13 protein-coding genes are annotated in these 20,101 nt (G+C 67.3%); 7 read left to right on the top strand and 6 right to left on the bottom strand.

Translation table 11 applies throughout. The features are described from left to right. Window positions 1-170 precede the first annotated feature (170 nt). Window positions 171-1,175 carry a P1 family peptidase gene (locus GXY47_03625; GenBank protein ID NLV30222.1) on the top strand — a complete coding sequence of 335 codons (1,005 nt, stop codon included), beginning with the start codon at window positions 171-173 and terminating at the stop codon, window positions 1,173-1,175. Here GXY47_03625 and GXY47_03620 read toward each other — a convergent pair. Continuing rightward, the gene (locus GXY47_03620; GenBank protein NLV30221.1) at window positions 1,163-2,308 is read right to left on the bottom strand and encodes a hypothetical protein; all 1,146 of its coding nucleotides are present in this window, start codon (window positions 2,306-2,308) and stop codon (window positions 1,163-1,165) included. The two genes, GXY47_03625 and GXY47_03620, sit on opposite strands and share 13 nt — an antisense overlap. A 196-nt stretch (window positions 2,309-2,504) precedes the next feature. On the opposite strand from GXY47_03620, the gene GXY47_03615 reads away from it, so the two are divergent. After that, a complete protein-coding gene (locus GXY47_03615; GenBank protein ID NLV30220.1) occupies window positions 2,505-2,960 on the top strand; it encodes a GNAT family N-acetyltransferase in 456 nt (151 codons plus the stop codon). Here GXY47_03615 and GXY47_03610 read toward each other — a convergent pair whose 3' ends face one another. Then, a complete protein-coding gene (locus GXY47_03610) occupies window positions 2,961-4,088 on the bottom strand; it encodes a DNA topoisomerase IV subunit A (protein ID NLV30219.1) in 1,128 nt (375 codons plus the stop codon). A gap of 59 nt (window positions 4,089-4,147) precedes the next feature. Continuing rightward, complete coding sequence (locus tag GXY47_03605; protein NLV30218.1) at window positions 4,148-5,686, bottom strand: DNA topoisomerase VI subunit B; 1,539 nt, start codon at window positions 5,684-5,686, stop codon at window positions 4,148-4,150. 283 nt (window positions 5,687-5,969) lie between these two features. Between GXY47_03605 and GXY47_03600 the strand changes: the two genes are divergently transcribed. The 3 genes from GXY47_03600 to GXY47_03590 are packed head-to-tail and all read left to right on the top strand — an operon-like array spanning window position 5,970 to window position 8,956. After that, window positions 5,970-7,571, top strand: coding sequence for a hypothetical protein (locus GXY47_03600; GenBank protein NLV30217.1), 1,602 nt, complete (start codon window positions 5,970-5,972; stop codon window positions 7,569-7,571). Window positions 7,572-7,579: 8 nt separating this feature from the next. After that, entirely contained in the window at window positions 7,580-8,116 is a 537-nt protein-coding gene (gene tsaA / locus GXY47_03595; GenBank protein NLV30216.1) for a tRNA (N6-threonylcarbamoyladenosine(37)-N6)-methyltransferase TrmO, read from the top strand. Window positions 8,117-8,149: 33 nt separating this feature from the next. Continuing rightward, window positions 8,150-8,956 (top strand): 1-acyl-sn-glycerol-3-phosphate acyltransferase, encoded by an 807-nt coding sequence (locus tag GXY47_03590; protein ID NLV30215.1) that lies wholly within the window; start codon window positions 8,150-8,152, stop codon window positions 8,954-8,956. Here the strand turns inward: GXY47_03590 and GXY47_03585 are convergent. Then, a complete protein-coding gene (locus GXY47_03585) occupies window positions 8,953-15,759 on the bottom strand; it encodes a BamA/TamA family outer membrane protein (protein ID NLV30214.1) in 6,807 nt (2,268 codons plus the stop codon). The two genes, GXY47_03590 and GXY47_03585, sit on opposite strands and share 4 nt — an antisense overlap. A gap of 82 nt (window positions 15,760-15,841) precedes the next feature. Further along, window positions 15,842-16,111, bottom strand: a complete 270-nt coding sequence (locus tag GXY47_03580) for a hypothetical protein (protein NLV30213.1) — start codon at window positions 16,109-16,111, stop codon at window positions 15,842-15,844. 137 nt (window positions 16,112-16,248) lie between these two features. On the opposite strand from GXY47_03580, the gene GXY47_03575 reads away from it, so the two are divergent. Continuing rightward, on the top strand, window positions 16,249-16,773 hold the full coding sequence (locus GXY47_03575) for an N-acetyltransferase (GenBank protein NLV30212.1): 525 nt from the start codon (window positions 16,249-16,251) through the stop codon (window positions 16,771-16,773). 180 nt (window positions 16,774-16,953) lie between these two features. Continuing rightward, the gene (locus tag GXY47_03570) at window positions 16,954-18,555 is read left to right on the top strand and encodes a radical SAM protein (GenBank protein ID NLV30211.1); all 1,602 of its coding nucleotides are present in this window, start codon (window positions 16,954-16,956) and stop codon (window positions 18,553-18,555) included. A 40-nt stretch (window positions 18,556-18,595) separates the two neighbouring features. On the opposite strand, the gene GXY47_03565 is transcribed toward GXY47_03570, so the two are convergent. Beyond that, entirely contained in the window at window positions 18,596-20,047 is a 1,452-nt protein-coding gene (locus tag GXY47_03565) for a diguanylate cyclase (GenBank protein NLV30210.1), read from the bottom strand. Between the last annotated feature and the right edge of the window lie 54 nt (window positions 20,048-20,101).

The raw sequence follows: 20,101 nt of genomic DNA, 5'->3' as shown, positions 1-20,101 counted from the left end.
ACGCCGACTTGTGATGGAACCCCAGTAATCTACCAAAAACGGCGGGTCAAATCACCGTGCAACCTTAAAAAACTAAGGGAATTATGCATAATAGGGTGTGGCCGGCGTCACACCGTTCCGAATATCGTTTTCGGGGTGGTCCCGGACCTTCGGCCGGCCGGGAGGCATCCATGAACCAGAGGGTTCGTTCGCTGACCGACATCGACGGCCTCAGGGTGGGGCACCACACCTGCGCCGGCCGTCCCACGGGCTGCACCGTCATCCTGTCGGACCGGCCGTTTACGGCCGGGGTCGATGTCAGGGGGGGCGCCCCCGGCAGCCGTGAGTTGGAGCTGCTGCGCCCCGAAAACAGCGTCGGGCAAATCGACGCGATCTTCCTGGCGGGGGGGAGCGCGTTCGGGCTCGAGGCGGCGGCCGGAATCATGCGCGGGCTCGAGGAACGGGGGCGCGGTTTCGCCGCCGGAGAGATCCGGGTCCCCATCGTCTGCGGCGCCATTCTCTTCGATCTCCAGCTGGGGGACGGCGGGATCCGCCCGGACGCCGCGGCGGGATACGCCGCCATGCAGTCAGCCGATACTGATCCGGTCGGGGAGGGGAATGTGGGCGCGGGCGCCGGCGCCACGGTGGGGAAGATGTTCGGCCCCGGCCGGGCCATGCGCGGGGGGCTCGGGTCGTGGTCGATCGAGCGCCCGGACGGGCTGAAGGCGGGCGCCCTGGCGGCCGTCAATTCCTTCGGGGATGTCGTCGACCCCGGCTCGGGCCGGATCCTCGCCGGGGCCCGGACGCCCGACGGCAGGGGACTGGCCGACAGCATGGAGGCGCTGCGCCGGGGGGAGGAGCCGCCTCCCCCCTTTGCCGGGAACACGCTGCTGGCGGTCGTCGCCACCAACGCGGACCTGTCCAAATCGGGCTGCACCCGCGTCGCCCGGATGGCCCAGGACGCCCTGGCGCGCTGCATCCGCCCCGCGCACATGCCCTGGGACGGGGACACCGTCTTCGCCCTCGCTACCGGGACCCTGGGGCGCACCGCCGATGCCGGCACTGTCGGAGCGCTGGCCGCCGACGCCCTGGCCACCGCGATCCTCCGCGGCGTGCGCGCCGCGAGCTCATGGGGCGGCTGTCCCAGCGCGAGCGATTTTGGGGACAGTGGTGACTGTCCCCTTCAATACCGGTAGATGGCGGCCGCGCCGGTCCTGGTGGGCATCTCCTCCCCGGGGATGACGACCACCTCTCCCTTCGTCCGGAGAACGTGTTCGGCCAGGTCGTCCAGGACGTCGTCGGTATCCGGGTCGGACATCGCGCTCGCCCTGATTTCGCCGGTGCCGGAGAGGATCCGGCCCGGCACCTGGAGGTGCGCCTCGACCAGCAGCGTGGCGATGCGCCCCTCGGCGGCCGCCGCTGCCAGCGCCGGCAGGTCGTCCGATCCCTGCCTGCGGGACTTCGCCTCCTGGTAATCGCGGATCAGGGCATCGATCCGCTTCTGGTAGAGTGGCTCCATCCTGCGCAACGATTCGGTCCGCAGCTGTTCCGGGGTCAGGGCGTCCGGGTTGGTCGTGATTCCCGCCTGCAGGAGCTGGGGGTTGCGGCTGACCGACCGGAACAGCGTGTGATACTCGGGGAGCGCGGCCAGCATCAGCGGCAGGCCGGAAGGCTGCGAGTAATGCTCCAGGATGCCCCTGTCGATGACGCGGAAGAACCGCTCCGTGTCGGTGTCGACCTCGTCCTTCCTCGAGCCATGCCCGTGGCGCATGGGCGTGCCGCCGCTTCCCTGTCCGTAGGAGGCGACCGTCTGGTGCGGTTCGGTCAACTCCTCCCCCAGCGCCTCGGTAAGGGTCGAGGGCACGTTTTTCAGTTCCACCGCATCCAGCGCGTCCCGGTTTCCCTCGTAGAGGCTGGCCTCCCGCCGCGTCAGGCACAGGACCTGGTAGCGGTCGGCCGACTGCGCGATCCGCAGCAGCGGCTTGATGTGAAAGCTGTCGGCCACGATGAGAAGATCGGGGACCGGCTGCTGCAGGTCCAGCGCCTGGAACATTCCGGGCGCGGCGAAGAGCGCTATTCCCTCGGTCCTTCCGCTCCAGAAATCATCGTCACGGGAGAGTTTCTCGAACGGCTCCATGATCGGTTTCACGTCCCTGGCGGGGTACAGCCGGCACAGCGAGGCGTCCATCTCCCGGAGCAGGTTCCGGTACCGGACCGGGTCCTGCTGGTTCAGGGGCCGATGCCGGTGAGTGGACTGATAGAGGGAGACGCAGGGGGATTCGTGCCGCGCCGTCAGAAGGTTCAGGTGCTGCGGGGTGAAACGATGCATGATGCCTCCTTTGTGTGGACCGCACGCTTCGGGCGAAGCCGGGGGCGACATTGCCGTTGACTGTATTCTACCAAAGATGGCGCTGCGTACCCCGTGCAAAAGGAGGGGGCGCACGGGCGCGGATTCGGGCATAATAGCCGTCCAGACCCGGGCCGGGGCGCCGGCCGCACCGGGTGTGCAATGGAGGTGGCCATCGATGGAATTCGAGGTTCGCAGGGCCGGGCCCGGTGACGCCGGGACCCTGGCGGCGTTTCAGGCCGCCATGGCGCTCGAGACCGAAAGGAAGGTTCTGGACCCGGAGCGGGTGGAAAAGGGGGTCGGGCATATCCTCGATCACCCCGAACGGGGGTATTACCTGGTGGCGGAAGCGGGCGGGCGTCCCGTCGGCTGCCTGATGGTGCTCTACGAATGGAGCGACTGGCGCGACGGCGAGGTGCTCTGGGTCCACTCGGTGTACGTGGTCCCCGGTTTCCGGGGCGCGGGCGCATTCAGGGAGATGTTCGGCCGGGTGAAGCGGGAGGCCGGGCGGCGGGCGGACGTCCACGGGATCCGGCTCTACGTGGAGCGCGACAACCGCACTGCCGCCGCCGTTTACCGGCACTGCGGCATGGACGACGGGCACTACCGGCTGTTCGAATGGATGAAGGAATAGCTACGGCAGAAAACGTTCCGGGTGGCTGAGCTTCTGGGGCAGGTACTCGTCGATGACGTAGTTGAGCCCGTGCTTGGCCAGCGCCTGCTGTTCGGCGCGCACCCCCATCTTGAGCATCTGCTCCATCGCCTTGATCCAGGGCCGGTAGTGTTTGATGAAGGGGTCGTTCTTGATGGCGTCCCGGGCGCGCTTGATATCCACGTCCTTCAGCGGGTGCGTGGGGAGCTTGTAGTCGAGGACGTCCTGCGGCGTGATCCCCAGGAAAGTGGCCTGGGGAACGCAGAAGAACTCGTTGAGGTGCGCGGCGTTGCCGCTCCCCACCTTGAGGGTGCGGTAGATATTGGTGATCCCGTAGGGGTCGCCGTCGACGAAGACGTAGACCGGGATCCGCTTGAAGTCGGCCAGGCGGCGGATGAAGCGGCGGCAGGCGCGCGTGGGCACCCCCCCCATGCTCACCAGGACGCAGTTGGCCTGCTTCCAGTAGTTGTGCTTCACCAGGCGCTGGAACATCCCCGCGGTCTCGATGGCGAGGATGAAATCGGCCTGGGTCTCGAACTCGAGGTCCTCCACGGAAATGGGGATGCTGTAGGCGCCCGACCCGAACCGGGTGCAGTCGATCCGCAGCGTCTGCCCCGTGTCGCGGTCGCGGTCGATCACGACCAGGCGGCCGGCGACGTCCCCCCCCTTCTCCTCGGGGATGAAGCCGAGCTGCTCGCGGTTGACGCCGAAAAAGGCTTCGACGTCGTCCATGACGGTGTCCGATTCCGGCTGCTCGGTAAAACGCGCCTCCTCCCAGTTCTTGGAGACGTAATAGGCCTCCCGCTTGGTCGCGATGTCGTCGTTTTCCACCAGCTCCTTCGAGAGCGCCACCATGCGCAGGGTCTGGGCGAAGGTCTTGACGGTGTTCACCGTGAGCGTCCGTTCCTTCTTCTGCCCCTTCATTTCGAAGAATCCGCGTTCGGGCTGGTAGCGGACGTTCGAAAGGGAGCGGACCGGGAGCTTCATGGTCGGTTTTTTGCGCGCCAGGACCTTGCGGCGGATATCCTCCGCGGAGGTTACGATCGCCTTGAGGACCTGCCTGCCCGACGCCGATGCCGGTTTCTTCCCGGTTTCGGATTTCTTCGCCATGATGTGGACTCCAGACAACGTTCGTGTTTTCGGCTTCCGGTTGCGGAAAGGCCCGGCCTTCACCGTTCCTTGGAACGGCTCCGCTCGAGGACGTCGACCAGGGTGGTGACGACCTCCCGCTCTTCGTTCTCCGAGAGCGCCAGGATTTCCCGCAGGGCGATGCCGATATGCGGGATGTATTTTTCGATGTACGACTTCTTCTTTTCCTCTTCGGCCGCCCGCCGGTGGGCGCGGATGTGGGTGGCGAGCTTCCGCCCGCATTCCTGCAGCGCCAGGCGCAGCTCGCGCAGGATTTCGGGATAGGGGGCCACCGATTCCTTGCTCTCCGAAGTGAAAGGGACCCAGACGGAAGCCATGTGCACGAACAGCGCCACGGGCCCCGTCGGGAGCGCCCCCTTGGACTGCGGCAGGCCGTAGCTGCGCCAGTCGATGCCGAGGACGGCCTTGGTGATGGCGCAGGCCGACTGCTGGTATTGCAGGGGGACGCGGTTGGCGAAGCGAAGCAGGTCCACCAGCTCGTCCCCCGGGAGGCGCCCGCCGTAGGCGAGCCCGACCTCGATCTGGAAGGGGTTGCCCCGGTAGACCGCCGGCGCGCGCGTGATGGCGGTGAAGAAGTCGGCGTCGATCTCCTTCCGGAGGCCCGCCAGGATCTGCTCCTCCCCGATGGGGGAGAGGCAGTTGGTCGCCGGGCTCATGATCTTCACCCCGTTGATCGCCTTGTAGAGCCGCTCGGTCTCCTGCCCCTGGAGGGTGTGGGGGTTGGCGCTGGGCCGCAGCCCGGCCGCCTTGCAGATCTCCGCCGCGATTTTGGCGCTCACGCGCGAAAAATCCTTCTGCAGGGCGGCGCCCAGCTGGCGGGCGGAGGTTTCCTTCATCATCCGGATGAGCACGCCGAGTTCCACCCCGTAGGGGTGGGGCCTGATTTCGCGCGGCTCCGGCGGCAGCAGGTCCGAGCCCCGGACCAGGTGCATCGGTTCGTCCGCGTCGGGGGGGGTGTAGAAGATTTCGCAGTGGGGGTTGGCGATGGCCGTCTGGCGCACGTAGTCCTCGACCGAGTGCCGCCCTTTCTTGTAGGTCCCGATCAGCTCGATTTCCACCCGGGTCCCGTGCGGGGGCTCCCAGTCGATGATCCGGTCGGTGATGATCTGGGGCGTGTTCTTCCGGGTGTCGATCTGGATCTCGTAGTAGTGGGCGGGCTTGCCCGCGCCGGTGCGGGAGGTGATGACGATCGATTTCCCGGTGGTGAGCAGCCCGTACATTCCGGCCGCCGAAATGCCGATCCCCTGCTGCCCCCGCGCCTGCTTGAGAGTGTGAAACTTCGATCCGTACAGGAGCTTGCCGAAGATCTTCGGGATCTGCGCCTTGACGATCCCGGGCCCGTTGTCCTCCACCGACACGCGGAAGCGGTCCTCTCCGACCTGCCGGATGGCGATGCGGATCGAGGGGAGGAAGCCCGCTTCCTCGCAGGCGTCGAGCGAGTTGTCCACGGCCTCCTTGACGGCGGTCAGCAGCGCCTTCTGCGGGTTGTCGAATCCCAGCAGGTGCCGGTTCTTGCTGAAAAATTCCGATATCGAAATTTCACGCTGGCGCTCGGCCATGCTTTCCGCGGTCTGGCGCTTGCGGGTCCCCGCGGCGGCGGCTTGAGTCTCGGTCACGGCAACTCCCCGGTTTGGAAAGGCACATCATAGAGAATCCGATCCTTCATTGCAACCTCGCCCGGGGCGATCCCCGCTCCCGGACGCGGCCCGATTTTGCCCTGCCCGGGAAGTCGGGATGAGGTATGCTGGAGGCATGAACAAGTCGACTCTTGCGCTGGCGGCCGCCGGCGTTTTCGTGACTTTCCTGGAGGGGTCCATGCCCGATCTCGAAAAATTCCAGGCCATGACCGACCGATTCGCCCCGGTGGAGATTTCGGCCGACCTGTCCCCCCTGCCCGAGGGGGAACGCCGGGCCCTCGGCCGGCTGGTGGAGGCCGCCAGGGTCATGGACTCCCTTTTCCTGCGCCAGGTCTGGGCCGGGAACGAAACCCTGCTGCTCGACCTGCTCCGCGACCCGACCCCGCTCGGGAAGGCCCGGCTGGACCATTTTCTGCTCAACAAGGGGCCCTGGTCCCGCCTGGACCACAATGCGGGCTTCATCGCGGGGGTCCCCCCGAAGCCCGCCGGGGGCGGCTTCTATCCCGTGGGCTCGACCAGGGAGGAGGTGGAGGCGTGGCTCCGGTCGCTGCCGCCGGGGGAGGAGTCGGAGGCCAGGGGCTTCTTCACCGTGATCCGGCGTGCGCCGGGCGGGGGACCTTTTACGGCCGTTCCCTACAGCCTGGAGTACCAGGGGGAACTGGCGCTCTGCGCCGGGCTGCTCCGGGAGGCCGCGGCGCTTACGGCCGAGCCCACCCTCAGGGCATTCCTGGAAAAGCGCGCGCAGGCTTTTCTGGACAACGATTACTACGCGAGCGACCTCGCCTGGATGGAAATCGAGGGGGCGATCGAACCGACCATCGGACCCTACGAGGTCTACGAAGACGAGTGGTTCAACGCCAAGGCCGCCTTCGAGGCCTTCATCGCCGTGCGCGACGAGGAGGAGACGCGGAAGCTGGGGCGCCTCGGGGCCGAACTGCAGGGGATCGAGGACCACCTCCCCGTCGATCCCCGCTACCGGAACCCGAAGCTCGGGGCGATGGCCCCCATCAGGGTGGTGAACCTGGTCTTCGCCTCCGGGGACGGCAACCGCGGGGTGCAGACGGCGGCCTTCAACCTTCCCAACGACGAGCGCGTCATCCGGGAAAAAGGGGCCAAGCGCGTCATGCTCCGGAACGTGCAGCGGGCGAAATTCGACAAGGTGCTGGCCCCCATCGCCGCCGTCGTGCTTGCTCCCGAGGACGCCAAAAGGGTCCGTTTCGAGGCCTTTTTCACCCACACCGTCCTGCACGAGCTGATGCACGGCCTCGGCCCGCACCGGGCGGTGGTGGACGGCGAGGAGATCAGCGTGCGCCAGGCCCTGTCGGACGCCTACAGCGCGATCGAGGAGGCCAAGGCCGACGTCTCCGGCCTGTTCGCCCTCGGGCATCTCGCCGACAAGGGGGTGCTCGGCCGGGGGCTCGAGGAGAGCGTTTACGACACCTTCCTCGCTTCCGCCTTCCGCTCGATCCGCTTCGGGATCAACGAGGCGCACGGGCGGGGGATCGCCGTCCAGCTCAACTTCCTCCTCGATTACGGCGCGTTCGAGACCGCGGGGGACGGCACCTTCCGGGTGAACCGCGAAAAGATCCGGGATGGGGTGCGGGCGCTCACGCGCGAGATCCTCACGATCGAAGCGGAAGGGGACGCCGCCCGGGCGCGCGACCTGCTCGGGCGGCTGGGGGTCCTCCGGCCCGAAGTCGGGAGGATGCTGGATCGGCTGAAATCGATCCCGGTGGACGTCGCGCCGGAATTCGTTACGGCCCGGCGGCTCGAGGAGGAGTACGGGCGGGAGGGGAGGAAGGAATGAGACGGCCTGTGGAAGAGTACACTATGCGCCCGATCGGGCATATCCGGAGCGCTTACACCGAAACGAGCCAGGTGCCGAAGGGGCTGGGGGCCGAGCACACCATGGAGGGGGTCCTCGAGCTCCTGCCCGAATTCGCCGCGGGCCTCGAGGATATCGAGGGTTTCTCCCACCTCTGGATCCTCTGGGTCTTCCACCGGGCGGACGGGTACTCGCTCGTGGGGGGGACGCCCACCGACGGGAGGGAGCACGGGGTGTTCGCCACGCGTTCCCCCCACCGGCCGAACGCGATCGGGCTTACGGCGGTGCAGCTGATCCGGCGCGAAGGGGCGCGTCTCGTGCTGGGGGGGGTCGACATGCTCGACGGCACGCCGGTGCTCGACATCAAGCCCTACACCTCCAGCATCCCCATGGAGCGGCTGCGCCGCGGGTGGCTGGAGGAGGCGGAGAAGGCACGCGAGGCGGAGAAGGCGCGCGAGGCGGAGAAGGCGCGCGAGGCGGAGAAGGCGCGGGAAGAGGAGCGGGCCGGGGCCGGGTCGGCGCCATAGGAGCGCGCCGGCGGCTGTGATACATTCTTCCGGATGAAAAAGGCAAGGGCGAGGACGTATACGATCTGGTGCTGGACCGGCTGCGGGCTCAGCACCGCCTTCTGGGCGACGGTGTCGCTTCTGGGGAGCCTCCTGTCCCGGGGCGGCCGCATCCAGCACTTCTGCATGCGGCGCTGGTCCCGCGACAACCTCTGGCTCAGCCGCGCCCGCGTGGAGATCGAGGGGCTGGAACACGTCGATCGCCGCCGGCCGCAGATCTTCGTGGCCAACCACAGCGGGCTGCACGACATCCTGTCGCTCGCGGCGCATCTGCCGATCCAGTTCCGCTGGATCGCCAAAAAGCAGCTTTTCAGCGTCCCGTTCATGGGATGGCACATGCGGCGTTCGGGCTACATCCCCATCGACCGGGAAAATCCCCGCGAGGCGGCCAGGAGCATCGTGGCCGCGGCCGGGACGATCGCCGGGGGGGTCAGCGCCATCGCCTTCCCGGAAGGGACGCGGAGCCGGACGGGGGAACTGGGCCCCTTCCACGGCGGGGCCTTCGCCCTGGCCCTGCGCGCGGGCGTCCCTCTGGTCCCGGTGACGCTCGACGGCAGCAGCCGCGTGATCGTGCCCGGGACCCTCGAGGTGAACCCCGGCACCGTCATCCGTATCCGGATCGACCGCCCGATCGACCTGGCATCCTACTCGAGGGGGGGAAAGCGCCGTCTCATGGAGGACGTCCACTCGATCATGGGGCGCAACCTCGCGGACCTCAGGCGCCGGCGCGCTCCCGGGGAGGAGGGGCACGACCCCGTCTTCCGCTGGGTCCACCGCGGCCGGGGAAAGGATGCCGGCTAGAACGCCTGCCCGATGCTGAAGAAGAATTCGCCCCCGCTCTCGCCCGTTTTCCGGTCGAGCTTGAACCCGTAGTCGAACCTCAGGGGGATCGACCGGATCTTCAGCCGGAGCCCCGCCCCGGCCGTCTTGCGCAGGGTGAAATCGAAGTCGGTCAGTTTCCTGTAGACGTTGCCGATGTCGAGGAACGCCACCCCCTGGAGGATGCCCACGATCGGGAAGCGGAGTTCGTTGTTGAGCAGGAACATGGCTTCCCCCCCGCTCGGCCGCAGGCTGCCGTCCGGCTGCTCCTCCACCGGCCCCATCAGGTCCTGCTCGAACCCCCTCATGGTGGTGCCGCCCCCGGCGAAGAAGCGCTCGGGCGCGATCAGCGATTTTTTCCCGAAGGGGGACGTCAGCCCCAGGCGCAGCGCCGCGGCGTAGACGAAGTTCGTCGGCAGCGGTTCCCCCTTTCGGTCCACGATCGGTTTCCCCAGGTACTTGTCCAGGGGGAAGTAGCGGAAATACTGCCCCGAGTAACGGGCGAAACCGACCTCGGACCCGAGCCAGCGGGGGCCGAATTCGAACGTCTGGGAGGTGAACTCGCCGCGCGTGGGGTCGAGCACGCTGTCGCGCGTGTCGCGGGTCAGGGTCCCGGTCAGCCGGGCGACGGGGTCGCTGGCCTGGAAGAGGATCGGGTCGGGCGGCAGTCCGTTCCAGCGGACATGGTCGTAGCGGTAGCCGTAATCGAGGCGGAACTCCCGAGGAAGCTCCCGCTCCTGCATCAGGGAGAACCCGATCCGCTTCGCCGAGAAGAAGGAGCGGGTCTCCTGCTGCCAGAACGCGCTGGCGTCCATCTTGAGGTGGAGCCGGGTCACGAAGGGCTGGTGATAGTACAGCCGCCCCTCCTTGAGGTCGGAGTCGTAGCGGAGGCGGAGGCCGAGGTTGGTCGCCCGCCCCAGGAGGTTCAGGTGCTGCGCCTCCACCAGGCCGCCGACGCCGCGGTCGGTATCGTAGAAGAGCCCGTACTGCAGGCGGTAGGGTTGGGTCTCGCGCAGCCGGACCCGCACCCGCATCTCCTTTCGCTCCGGGGCCGGCGCCTCGGAGGGGAGTTCCTCCATCTGGAAATCGACGGTCGTGTACACCCCCGTGGAGTACAGCCGCCTCCGGGCTTCGTTGATCTTTTCGTAATCCAGGGGGTCGCCGACCCGGAAGTCGATCTGCCGGGTGACGAATCCCGGCCGGGTGTCCCGGTTCCCCTCGATCACGATATCGCGGATGACCGACTGCCGCCGTTCGGTGATCTGGAAGTTCACGTCGGCCCGGGTCCTGGAGGTGTCCTGGACTACCCGGAAGGTGATGGTGACGTCGTTGTACCCCCGGCCGTGGTAGAGGTTCTCCATCTCCCGGACCGATTCCCTCAGCGAGTCCGGGTTGTAGACGCTGCCGCTCGAGGTGGGGATGACCATCCAGAGTTCGTCGTAGCTGAAGACCTTGTTGCCGGAGAACTCGAGCTCGCCGATCACGAACAGCGGCCCCTCGGTAACCGCGATCACCGTTTCCCGTGCGGCCGGCCGGAACTGCGGCGGGGAGACCTCCGCCTGGAGGTACCCGCGGTTGCGGTAGTAGCGCCGGAGAAAATCGGCCACCTTTTTCGGGTTGACGTAGATCTCGCGCTCCAGGTCGGCGTCCTCCACGAGTTCGCCGAGGGCGCCGGGGGAAATCCCCTTTGCCCCCGGGAAGGAGAGGGGAATCTCGGCGTACCGGGGGCCGGAGTCGATGGTGAACCGGACCTGCTTCCGCCCGTCCGCCTCCGCCATTTCAGCAGCGACCGTGGCCTGGAGGAAGCCGCTTTCGGTCAGGGAGCGGCGGATGACGAGCGCCGCCTCGTCCAGTCTTTCGGCCTCGAAAACCCCGTCCGCCCACGCCCTGGCGACCTGCTCGCGTACATCCTTGCCTAGGGGGAAGGAGCCGTAGTCGAACTGCACCACCGGCCCGGGGTCGATGCCGACCTTCAGGTCGACGGTCCTGTCCCCGGTTTCGCGCTGGAGCCGGATATCGGCTTCCAGGCGGTCCTGGCTGAAGTAGAAGTCGTGCAGGCGGTCCAGCCCTTTCTGGACTTTCTGAAACTCGTACCGGTCGCCCGCCTTGTTCTTGAACCGGTCCATAAGGTCCTTTTCGGAGTGCGCCTCCTCCCCCTGGAAATGGACCGATCCGATCTCGAACCGGGCCGCCTGCCGCCGCGCCCCGCGGCGCGCCCCCGCGCCCCCGAAGCGGAGGTCATGGCGGAACTCGAAGCGGTAGCTGTTGTCCTGCTGCTTGGTGGCCTGGGTCGAGAGGCGCCGGCCGATATCGTACTCGGCCGCCCAGATCTGGTCCCCCCCGTTGACGAGGTTCATGGAATAGACGAGGCTGAGGTCGCGCGTGACGTCCTCCCCGATCGTCAGGCGGGCCCCCGGGTTGGATTCCGAGGCGATCAGCCCCGGGTCGATCCGGAAGGTGCTCAGGTGGAGCGCCTTGCGCGCCTCGTTGGTGACTCCCGCACCCGCCTGTCCGGCGATCAGCGACAGCGCCTGGGTCCGGGCCATCTGCATTTCGCGCCCCTGGGTCTCGGCGATGGTCTTGCCCGTGAGGAGGAGCGAGAGGATGTCCCTCTCCGAAAGCGGCGGGTCGGAAGAGAGCAGGGTGGACATCCGTTCGGGGTTCCCGATCAGCTGGAGCGTGATCTCGTAGATGTCGATCTTCGTCTGCGCCTGGATGTTGAATTCCGGTTCGATGCGGCTCTGGTTCACCAGGGTGATCACCCCCCGGTTGATGTAGTAGCTTTGCTGGTTCAGGACGATCTCCCCCCCCTCGCCGAGGGTGACGCGGCCGACGACCGAGGGGTCGGCATAACTTCCGACAAGGCGGAGATTGGTGGCGGAGGCTTCGACCCTGGCGATGTTGTTCTGCACCAGCAGCGGGGTCGAGGTGCGGACGGCGATGTCGAACCGGAGCCGGTCCAGGAAGGGATTGGGTTCCTCGTCGAGGGTCACCACCTGCTGCGATTTCAGGTAGTTGATCAGCTGCCCCCCGACTTCGATCGATTCCCGGTAGGCGCTTTCCATGATCCGCAGGCTGCCGCCGACGACGATGGTGTCTTCCCCCGATTTCATGGTCAGGTTCCCGCTCGACGCCGATTTCAGCCCCTCGGGGAATTCGAGGAAGACGTCCTGCACGCGCGCCTCGAGATCTATGCCGTTGAGGATTCCGTCACGGTACCCGATCGAACCCTCGACCGACATGGCGCCGCCGTTGAGGACGCCGGTGAGTTCGCGCACGATGATGGAATCGGAGGTGAGGTCCAGCCGCATCTTCAGGTCGTCGGCCGCGATCCGGGGGGATTGGAGGGCCAGCTTCCCGTTGTCCATTTCCGCCCGGCCCGAAAGCACCGGGGCGTCGAGCGAGCCCGCGACCCGCGCGTCGATCCGCAGTTCGCCCGCCGTTTTCACCCCCTCGCTGAAAACGCCGAGCAGCCCGGCGTCGAGGGAGCCTTCGACGGCGAGGTCCAGCGGCCCCCGCGGGTACACTCCCGCCGTTCCGGACGCCTCGATACGGGTTTCCGGCCCGGAGAGCGCCAGTCGGGCGATGGTGGCGACGCCGCGGCGGATTTCGATCAGGACCGGTTCCGCCTGGCTGAAGCCGATGGTGTCGACCTTGAGGTCCAGGGCGCCGAACCGGATTTCGCCGTCCAGGGCCTGGAGGTCCGGATGGTCGGCGCGCCCCGTGGCGCGGAGCGAAACCAGGCCCGAAATTCCCTCGGGAAGGAACCCCGTCGCTTCCGGGGCGAAATCTTCAACGTCGAGGACGAACTCGGCCGGCCCTGTCCCGCGCGCAAATTCCAGGGGAAGGTCTTCGGGCAGCAACCCGAGGGGGACGGTGCCCGAGAGCCCGATGCGGCCTCTCCCCCATTTCGCGCCCGCCCGCTCGAGGACCAGCACCCCGCTCTCGATCTTTCCCCGGACGGAGGCTTCCGTCATGGGTGCGGCGGCCCTGGGAATGCGTATCGTTCCGTCGTCCAGGCCGAATCCGCCCGTGACGGCAAAATCCCCGTAGGCGCCGGAGAGCACCAGGTCGAGATCGAGGACTCCTTCGAGCCCGAACCCTTCTGGGGGGGTGAAGACTGTTCCGGTGTCCGCCAGGTCGAGCCGCCCTTTCAGGTCGACGGTTCCGGCCGGCGCCCCCGCCCGGACGGGGAGGCGGCCGCCGAGCTCGATCGCCGAACGGCCGACGGCCAGGGCGAGGGGCGGTGCGAACTCCAGGGAGCGGCCCCGATAGTGGATTCCGGCCGGCGCCCCGGTGCGCACCTCGAGTTCGCCCGCCCGCGCCGTCACCTCTTCGATCAGCGCCTCGATCCGGGACGCCTCCAGGTCGCCCAACTCTCCGGAACCCGAGATGTCCGCCCTGAGCGACCCGGTCACCGGCCGGCCGCGCCACTCGAGTCCGGCGGCGGCCAGGTCGGAGTCCCGCGCCTCGACGGTGACCCGGAAGGGCCAGGGGGCCCTCAGTGTCAGGGTGGCGTCGGAGGAAAGATCCAGATCGGGTGCCAGCGCCCGGATGCCGGCTTCCTTCCCCCGGATCCGGGCCGTGACCGAAACCGGGCCCAGGGGTTGGCGCCATGCGTGCAGGTCGTTCGATCCGATTTCGAGGTCGAAGGAAGGATTTTCGATCGTCCCCGTTCCCGAAGCCTCGAGCGAGAGGGTCCCGTTGATTTGGGCTCCGCCGGGAAGGTGCGCGGGGACGAGGGCCAGCCCCGTCCCCTCCGCCTCGAGTTCGTAGCGGCCGCTGTCCAGGGCGTAGGAAACGCGGGCCGCCAGCAGATCGCTCGATGGATGCTCGGGACTCCGCGACAACCGTATGCGGCTGGACCGGATCTCCCGGTCGGCCAGGCCGAGGAGGATGTCCAGCCGTCCCAGGGGCAGTGCGTACAGGGAGAGGGCTTCTCCGGTGATGGAGAGATCCCCGGCGAGGTTGTCGACGGGGCCGTCCAGGCGCAGCGAGGTCTCCAGGGTGCCCGACATCGGAATCGAGCGCCCGAGCAGGGAGTTGAGGACCTCGAGCGGCACCGGGGCCGCGGATTTGGCCGCGAGGCGCAAGCGGGGCTCCTCCCCTCCGAAATCGAGCGTGCCCTGGGTCTCCAGCAGGCTCTCGCCGGGAAGACGCAGGTTGTTCTGAAACGAGAGGACCCCGTTTCGGTAGACGGCGCGCGCCTCGGTCCCCATCCCCCCGAGGCCCGCGACCGCGAGCGACGGGGCGTCCAGCCTGGCCTCGATCTCCAGGTCGTCCAGTTCCCCCGAGGCCCGGACGTCAAAGTCCAGGTTGCCGGCCAGGCTGACCCCCGCGCGGGATCCCGGCTTTCCCAGAAAGCGCGCGAGCTGCTGCGCGGAATCGTCCAGGTCGGCGGCCTCCCCCTGGAGGCGCCCCTCGAGGGTGCGAAAAGACCGGAGGGAAAACTCGCCGGCCGCGCGCGCACCCAGGACCGAGAGCGAGCGTATCCGTCCCCGCAGCCGGCCGGATGCGTACTCCGCGTCGACCGTCGCGGAGACAGGGAGAAGATCGGCTTCCGGCGCCGGGCGGGTGCTCCCGAGTTCGAGGGAGGCGTCGGCGCGGAGGTTTGCAGGTACGGGCTTCCCCCTCCACTCGACGGAGACCGTCCCCCCCGCCCGGCCGGCCAGGCGGAAGGGGAGCCCGAGGCTGTGCGAGAAGGGGAGGAGATCGATGTCACGGAGCCGCGCCCTCAGGACACTGGCCGCGCACTCCTCCCCGGTGCAGAGCGTCCCCTCGGCGCGGAGCGATCCTTCCGGGGAAGCGAGGTCCAGGCTTTGGATCGACACCCTGTCCCCGGCCGCGTCCCACTCCAGGTCCGCGGCAAGCCGGAGGTCGAGCGGAGGCGCCCCCTCCAGCTGCACCCCATCTCCCGCGAGCCGGCCCTCTATCCGCAGGTTGTCGAGCGGGCCGTGAACCCTGATTGTTCCGGAGACCCGGCCGGCGATCCTGCCCCCGTGACCCGCGGCTTCGGCGATCGCTCCGGTATCCAGCCCGGGCGCCAGTTCCAGGTCCAGTTCCCGGAGGTTCCGTACCGATCCCCCGAACTCGAGCGTGGACCGGGCGGCAACGACCCGGGCCGAGTCTATGCGCCATAGGGGGCCGTCCAGAACGCCTGAGAAGCCGAGGGAATCGACGGGGATCGAAAGGTCCCCCAGGGTGAAGGTCGAAACCGGGCCGCCGGTGAAGGTGATACGGTGCGCGCGCGACCCCCGGTTTCCCTCGACGGCAAGATCCCAGCCGGGCAGTTCGATCCACAGTCCGCGCCGGCGGTCTTCCCATTGCAGGGCGCCGTCGGTGATGCCGGCCTGGAGAATCCGCAGATCCAGGGAGGCGTCCCCGGAGGCGTCCGTCTCGGGCAGGTTCGTTTCCCCGTCCGGGCCCACGAAATAATGCACCCTGGGCTCGTGGACCCGCACGGTTTCCACCGTCCACACCCCCCTGACGGCATCGAGCAGGCCGAGGTCGGCGTAGGCGTGATCGGCCCGCAGCAGGGGGGGGAGCCCCGGGGCGCGCGCGGCCGCGAGCGACAGGTTTTCCAGCCGGACCGATCCGGTGAACAGGTTCAACCGGACCCGGTCCGCCCGCAGTTCGATCTTCGCGCTGCGCCGGAGATATCCGCCCGCCTTGTGGAACGCCCAGTTTCCGACCGGCGGCGCCAGCAGCAGAAGCGGAATGAGGGCAACGAGGACGGCCAGTGCCGCCAGCGCCTTGGTTATGCGTCCGATCCAGCGCTTCTTCATCGCTCTCCCCACCCGCCAACGCGGTCGAGGTATGCATTGTATCTCATTTGACGATGGGGGGGAACCGTTGCAATCAGGGAATTTATGGGCTATCGGCCGACGCTCCTCCCCCGTCGGGTCCGGGGGTCCTGGAAAACAGCGAACGGAGGTTCAGCCTTTCGGCTCCTTTTTCCGCCGATTCCTTCATGACGCGCAGCCACTGCCGGGCCCAGGCGTATTCCGTGGCCAGGATGGCCAGCCCGACGGGAATGACGACGAAGGCGGGCCCCGGGAGGAAGACCAGTGCGATTCCGAAAAGAAATACCGTCATGCCGACCATGAACACGACGACGCGTCTTGCGTATCTGACCATTGGCTCATTTTACTCCGCGGAGCGGCCGGTCAACATGAAAATGAATTTGGGAGACTGCGGCCTGTCGACGGGTGTATACCCATAGGGTGAACCCGGCGACCGCGGGCGTCGGTCGCCGTGACCCGGAGGGGTAAAAGGTGCGCATCCGTCCCATCCTTGCTGAAGACGCGGCCGCCGTGGCCGGGATATACAACCACTTCGTGCGCCGTACCATCGTTACCTTCGAAGAGGAGGAGGTGACCGTCGAGGAGATGGCGCGGCGCGTCGACCGCGTCGCCGCCCGCTACCCCTGGTTCGTGGGGGAAGCGGGGGGGGAGGTCATCGGCTACGCCTACGCCGACCTATTCAAGGATCGCTCCGCCTACCGGTTCAGCGCGGAAACCACCATCTACCTGAGGCCGGATGCGACCGGCAAAGGGTATGGCCGGCGGTTGTACGCCCATCTCCTTTCGGACCTCCTGCAGCGGGGGATCGTCAATGCCGTAGCGATCATCGCCCTCCCGAACCCGGCCAGTGTCCGGCTGCACGAACGGGCGGGCTTCCGGCGTGCCGGGCGCCTCCACGGGGTGGGGCGGAAGTTCGGGCGGTGGCTGGACGTGGAGTACTGGCAGTGCGTCCTGGGGACTCCGGCCGCCGGCTCCCCTTTCGGGACCGACAGATAATTTCTTGTTTCTCCCGTCTCGTTGACGGTAGAATCCAGGGTTTACGGCCCCTGGCCCCCGGCCGGTTCGCGGGGACGGCGTACGGGCGGGATTGCCCGCCTGCGGGGGGCGTGAAGTGGAGATAACTCATGGGTGGGGCGCCTGCCGCGCCCGGCCCCTGATTTCGACGAGGGAATGTGAATGGCTACCAAGGTTCCGTCTCAAAAGAAAACCCTGACCGGTGCTCCCATCAATCCGTTGCCCGGTGACGTGCCGTATACGACGGTTTCCCTTTGCCCCGAATGCGGGGTTCACGTGGAGGCCCGGGTGTTCGAAGAGGACGGCAAGATCATCATGGAGAAGACCTGTCCCGAGCATGGTTCCTTCAGGGACACCCTCCTGTCGCATGCCGAATATTTTCATCGCATGATGGCGTGGAACCGCGATGTCGGTTGCGGCGTGTCCAACCCGGCCATTCCCGACGCGAAATCGTGTCCCGAAGACTGCGGCATGTGCAACCTGCACGCCAGCCACACGGTGCTGGCCAACGTGGATCTGACCAACCGCTGCAACCTCGCCTGCCCGATCTGTTTCGCCAACGCGAGCGTCCAGGACTACATCTACGAGCCCTCCTTCGAGCAGATCGTGGACACGCTGCAGACCCTGCGTGATTCCCGCCCGGTCGCGGGCCGCGTCGTGCAGTTCGCCGGCGGCGAACCCACCCTGCACCCCGACTGGTTCCGTATCCTGGCCAAGGCCAACGAGATGGGTTTCTCCCACGTGCAGTGCGCCACCAACGGCCTGAAGTTCGCCGAGGATTCCTTCGCGGAAAAATCGCGCGAGGCGGGGCTCCACACCCTCTACCTGCAGTTCGACGGGCTCGACCCCGAACTGTACGGGAAGATCCGGGGGCGCAAGGACCTGCTCGACATCAAGATGAAGGCGATCGACAACGTCCGCAAGGCGGGGCTCAAGATCGTCTACGTCCCGACCATCGTCAAGGGGGTCAACGACGACCAGGTCCCGAAGATCGTCCAGTTCGCGCTGGACACCATCGACGTCTGTTCCGGGATCAGCTTCCAGCCCGTGGCGATCACCGGCCGGATCGACCAGGCGGAGCGGGACCGGATGCGCTACACGCTCTCCGACCTGGCGGAAGGGGTGAACACCCTGGGGTACACCTCCAGGGAGGACTGGTTCCCCCTCTCCTGCACCACGCCGATCACCGAACTGATCCAGGCCCTCAGAAACGAACCCAACGTCATGGTCTCCTGCCACCCGCTCTGCGGGATCGGGACCTACTTCTTCGTGGACCAGAACCGGAAGCCGACGCCCGTCACCCGTTTCCTCGACATAAAGGGGCTTTTCGACGACATCCAGAAACAGGCGGACAAGCTCAAGAACCGGACCACCTTCAAGTCGCTCTACAACAACCTGAGCAAGTTCAGCCTCTTCTCGAGCGCCAACAAGCATTTCGATGCGAGCCAGGCGCCGGAAGGCCTGACGCTGACCAAGCTCGGGCAGACGATCGAAGGGTTGCTCGACAAGAAGGCGGGGCGCGGGGCCAACGACGGCACCTACACCTACAAGACCCTCATGGTGGCCGGCATGCATTTCATGGACGGCTACAACTACGACGTGGAGCGGGTGAAGCGCTGCGTCATCCACTACTCCACGCCGGACAAGCGCCTCTACCCGTTCTGCACCTATAATTCCGGGCCCGTGTTCCGCGAGCAGATCGAGAAGCAGTTCTCATGCTCCAAGGAGGAATACCGCCAGAAGCAGAAGGCGTCGGCGGAGTAGCCGCCCTCCGGAAGCCGGGGGGGTCGTCGATCCCCCCGGTTCAGCCCGCGGCCGGGAGTATGCGGTTGCGTCCCTCCTTCTTGGCCCGGTACAGGGCCGCGTCCGCCGCCCCGATGAGAGCCCCCATATCCCGGCCGTGGTCCGGGTAGACGGCGACTCCCATCGACAGGGTCACAGGGGGAAGCGTCAGTCCCATGTGGGAGATCCGGAGGCTCCCGATCCCCTTCCTGATCCGCTCCATGTTCCGGCGGGCCCCCTCCAGGGAGGTGTCGGGCAGGAACAGGATGAATTCCTCCCCGCCGTAGCGGCAGGCGGCGTCCCCTCCCCGGAGGTTCGTTTTCAGGAAAGCGCCCAGGCTCTCGAGCAGCGCATCTCCGGCCGGGTGACCGTACCGGTCGTTGAAGGGCTTGAAATGGTCGATGTCCATCATGACGAGGGCGACGGGGGTGCGGTTTCTCTCGGCCCGGCTGATCTCCCTCGCGAGCGCTTCTTCCATGTAACGGCGATTGTACAGCCCCGTCAGCGGGTCCCGGATCGACTGTTCGGCCAGCCGCTCGCGCAACCGGAGGTTGGCGATGGAAAGGGACAGGTATTCGCCGATCGTCGTCGCCAGCCTGCCGATCTGTCCGGTGGTTCGGGCCTGGATTCCGTCAGGGGCGCCCTCCTCCACCCGCAGGTGAAGGATCCCAAGGACCTCACCCTTGGCCGCGAGCGGCACGCAGGCCGAGGGGGCCCGGGGTCCCTTTCGCAGGTGGGCGCACACGGGACCCATACCGGGTTCGTCCACCAGGTGGAGGCGCCCGCGCCGCAGCGCCCAGCAATCGTCCGTCGGGAAACTCCGCGGTCCTGCAACATCGGCGCCCGGACCCCAGGCATCGACGGCTTCGAGCTCCCGGCCTGATTCGGCCATCATGTACAGGGCCCCGGATGCATGCGGGAACAGCTTCAGCATCGATCTCCGCACGATCGACCCGACTTCCGAGGTGGAGTCGCAGGCCTGCAATATTTCGCGCATCTCGCTCAGGATGCCGCTCTGTTTTTTCTGTTCCTTCAGCTGGCTCACCGTGGCGCGCAGGCGCTCGTTGGCCTGCCGGATCCGCTCCGCCGCCCTCTTCTGGGCGGTGATGTCGCGGAAATACCACACCCGCCCGTAGAAGCGGCCGTCGGCCGCCTCCAGGGGGGCGGAGTACCGGTCCAGCACCCTGCCGTCCCGAAGCTGAACCTCGTCATGGCTGCTGCTGCTGCGGTTTTCGTACAGGCCGCGCACCACGGCGTTGGCGGCCTCGCAGTTCAGCACCAGCCGGGAGGCGTACTCGAGGGCCCGTTCGTTCGAGCGCGAGGCCAGGATCTCCTCGGGGAGCTTCCAGATATCCACAAACTGCCGATTGTACGAAACGATCCTCCCGTCCTCGCTCACCACCAGGATGCCGTCCAGGGCGCATTCCTGCTGGGTCCGCATCAGGGTGTTGGAATACTCCAGCTCCTCCTTCATCCGGCGCCATTCCGCTTCGCCGAAAGGAGCGGACGGTCCACCCTCCCGTGCCGC

The organism is Acidobacteriota bacterium (genome assembly GCA_012729555.1).
Classification (GTDB): Bacteria; Acidobacteriota; UBA6911; order UBA6911; family UBA6911; genus UBA6911.
The sequence above is the reverse complement of the archived record's forward strand: the minus strand, read 5'-3'. Positions and strand labels throughout refer to the sequence as shown.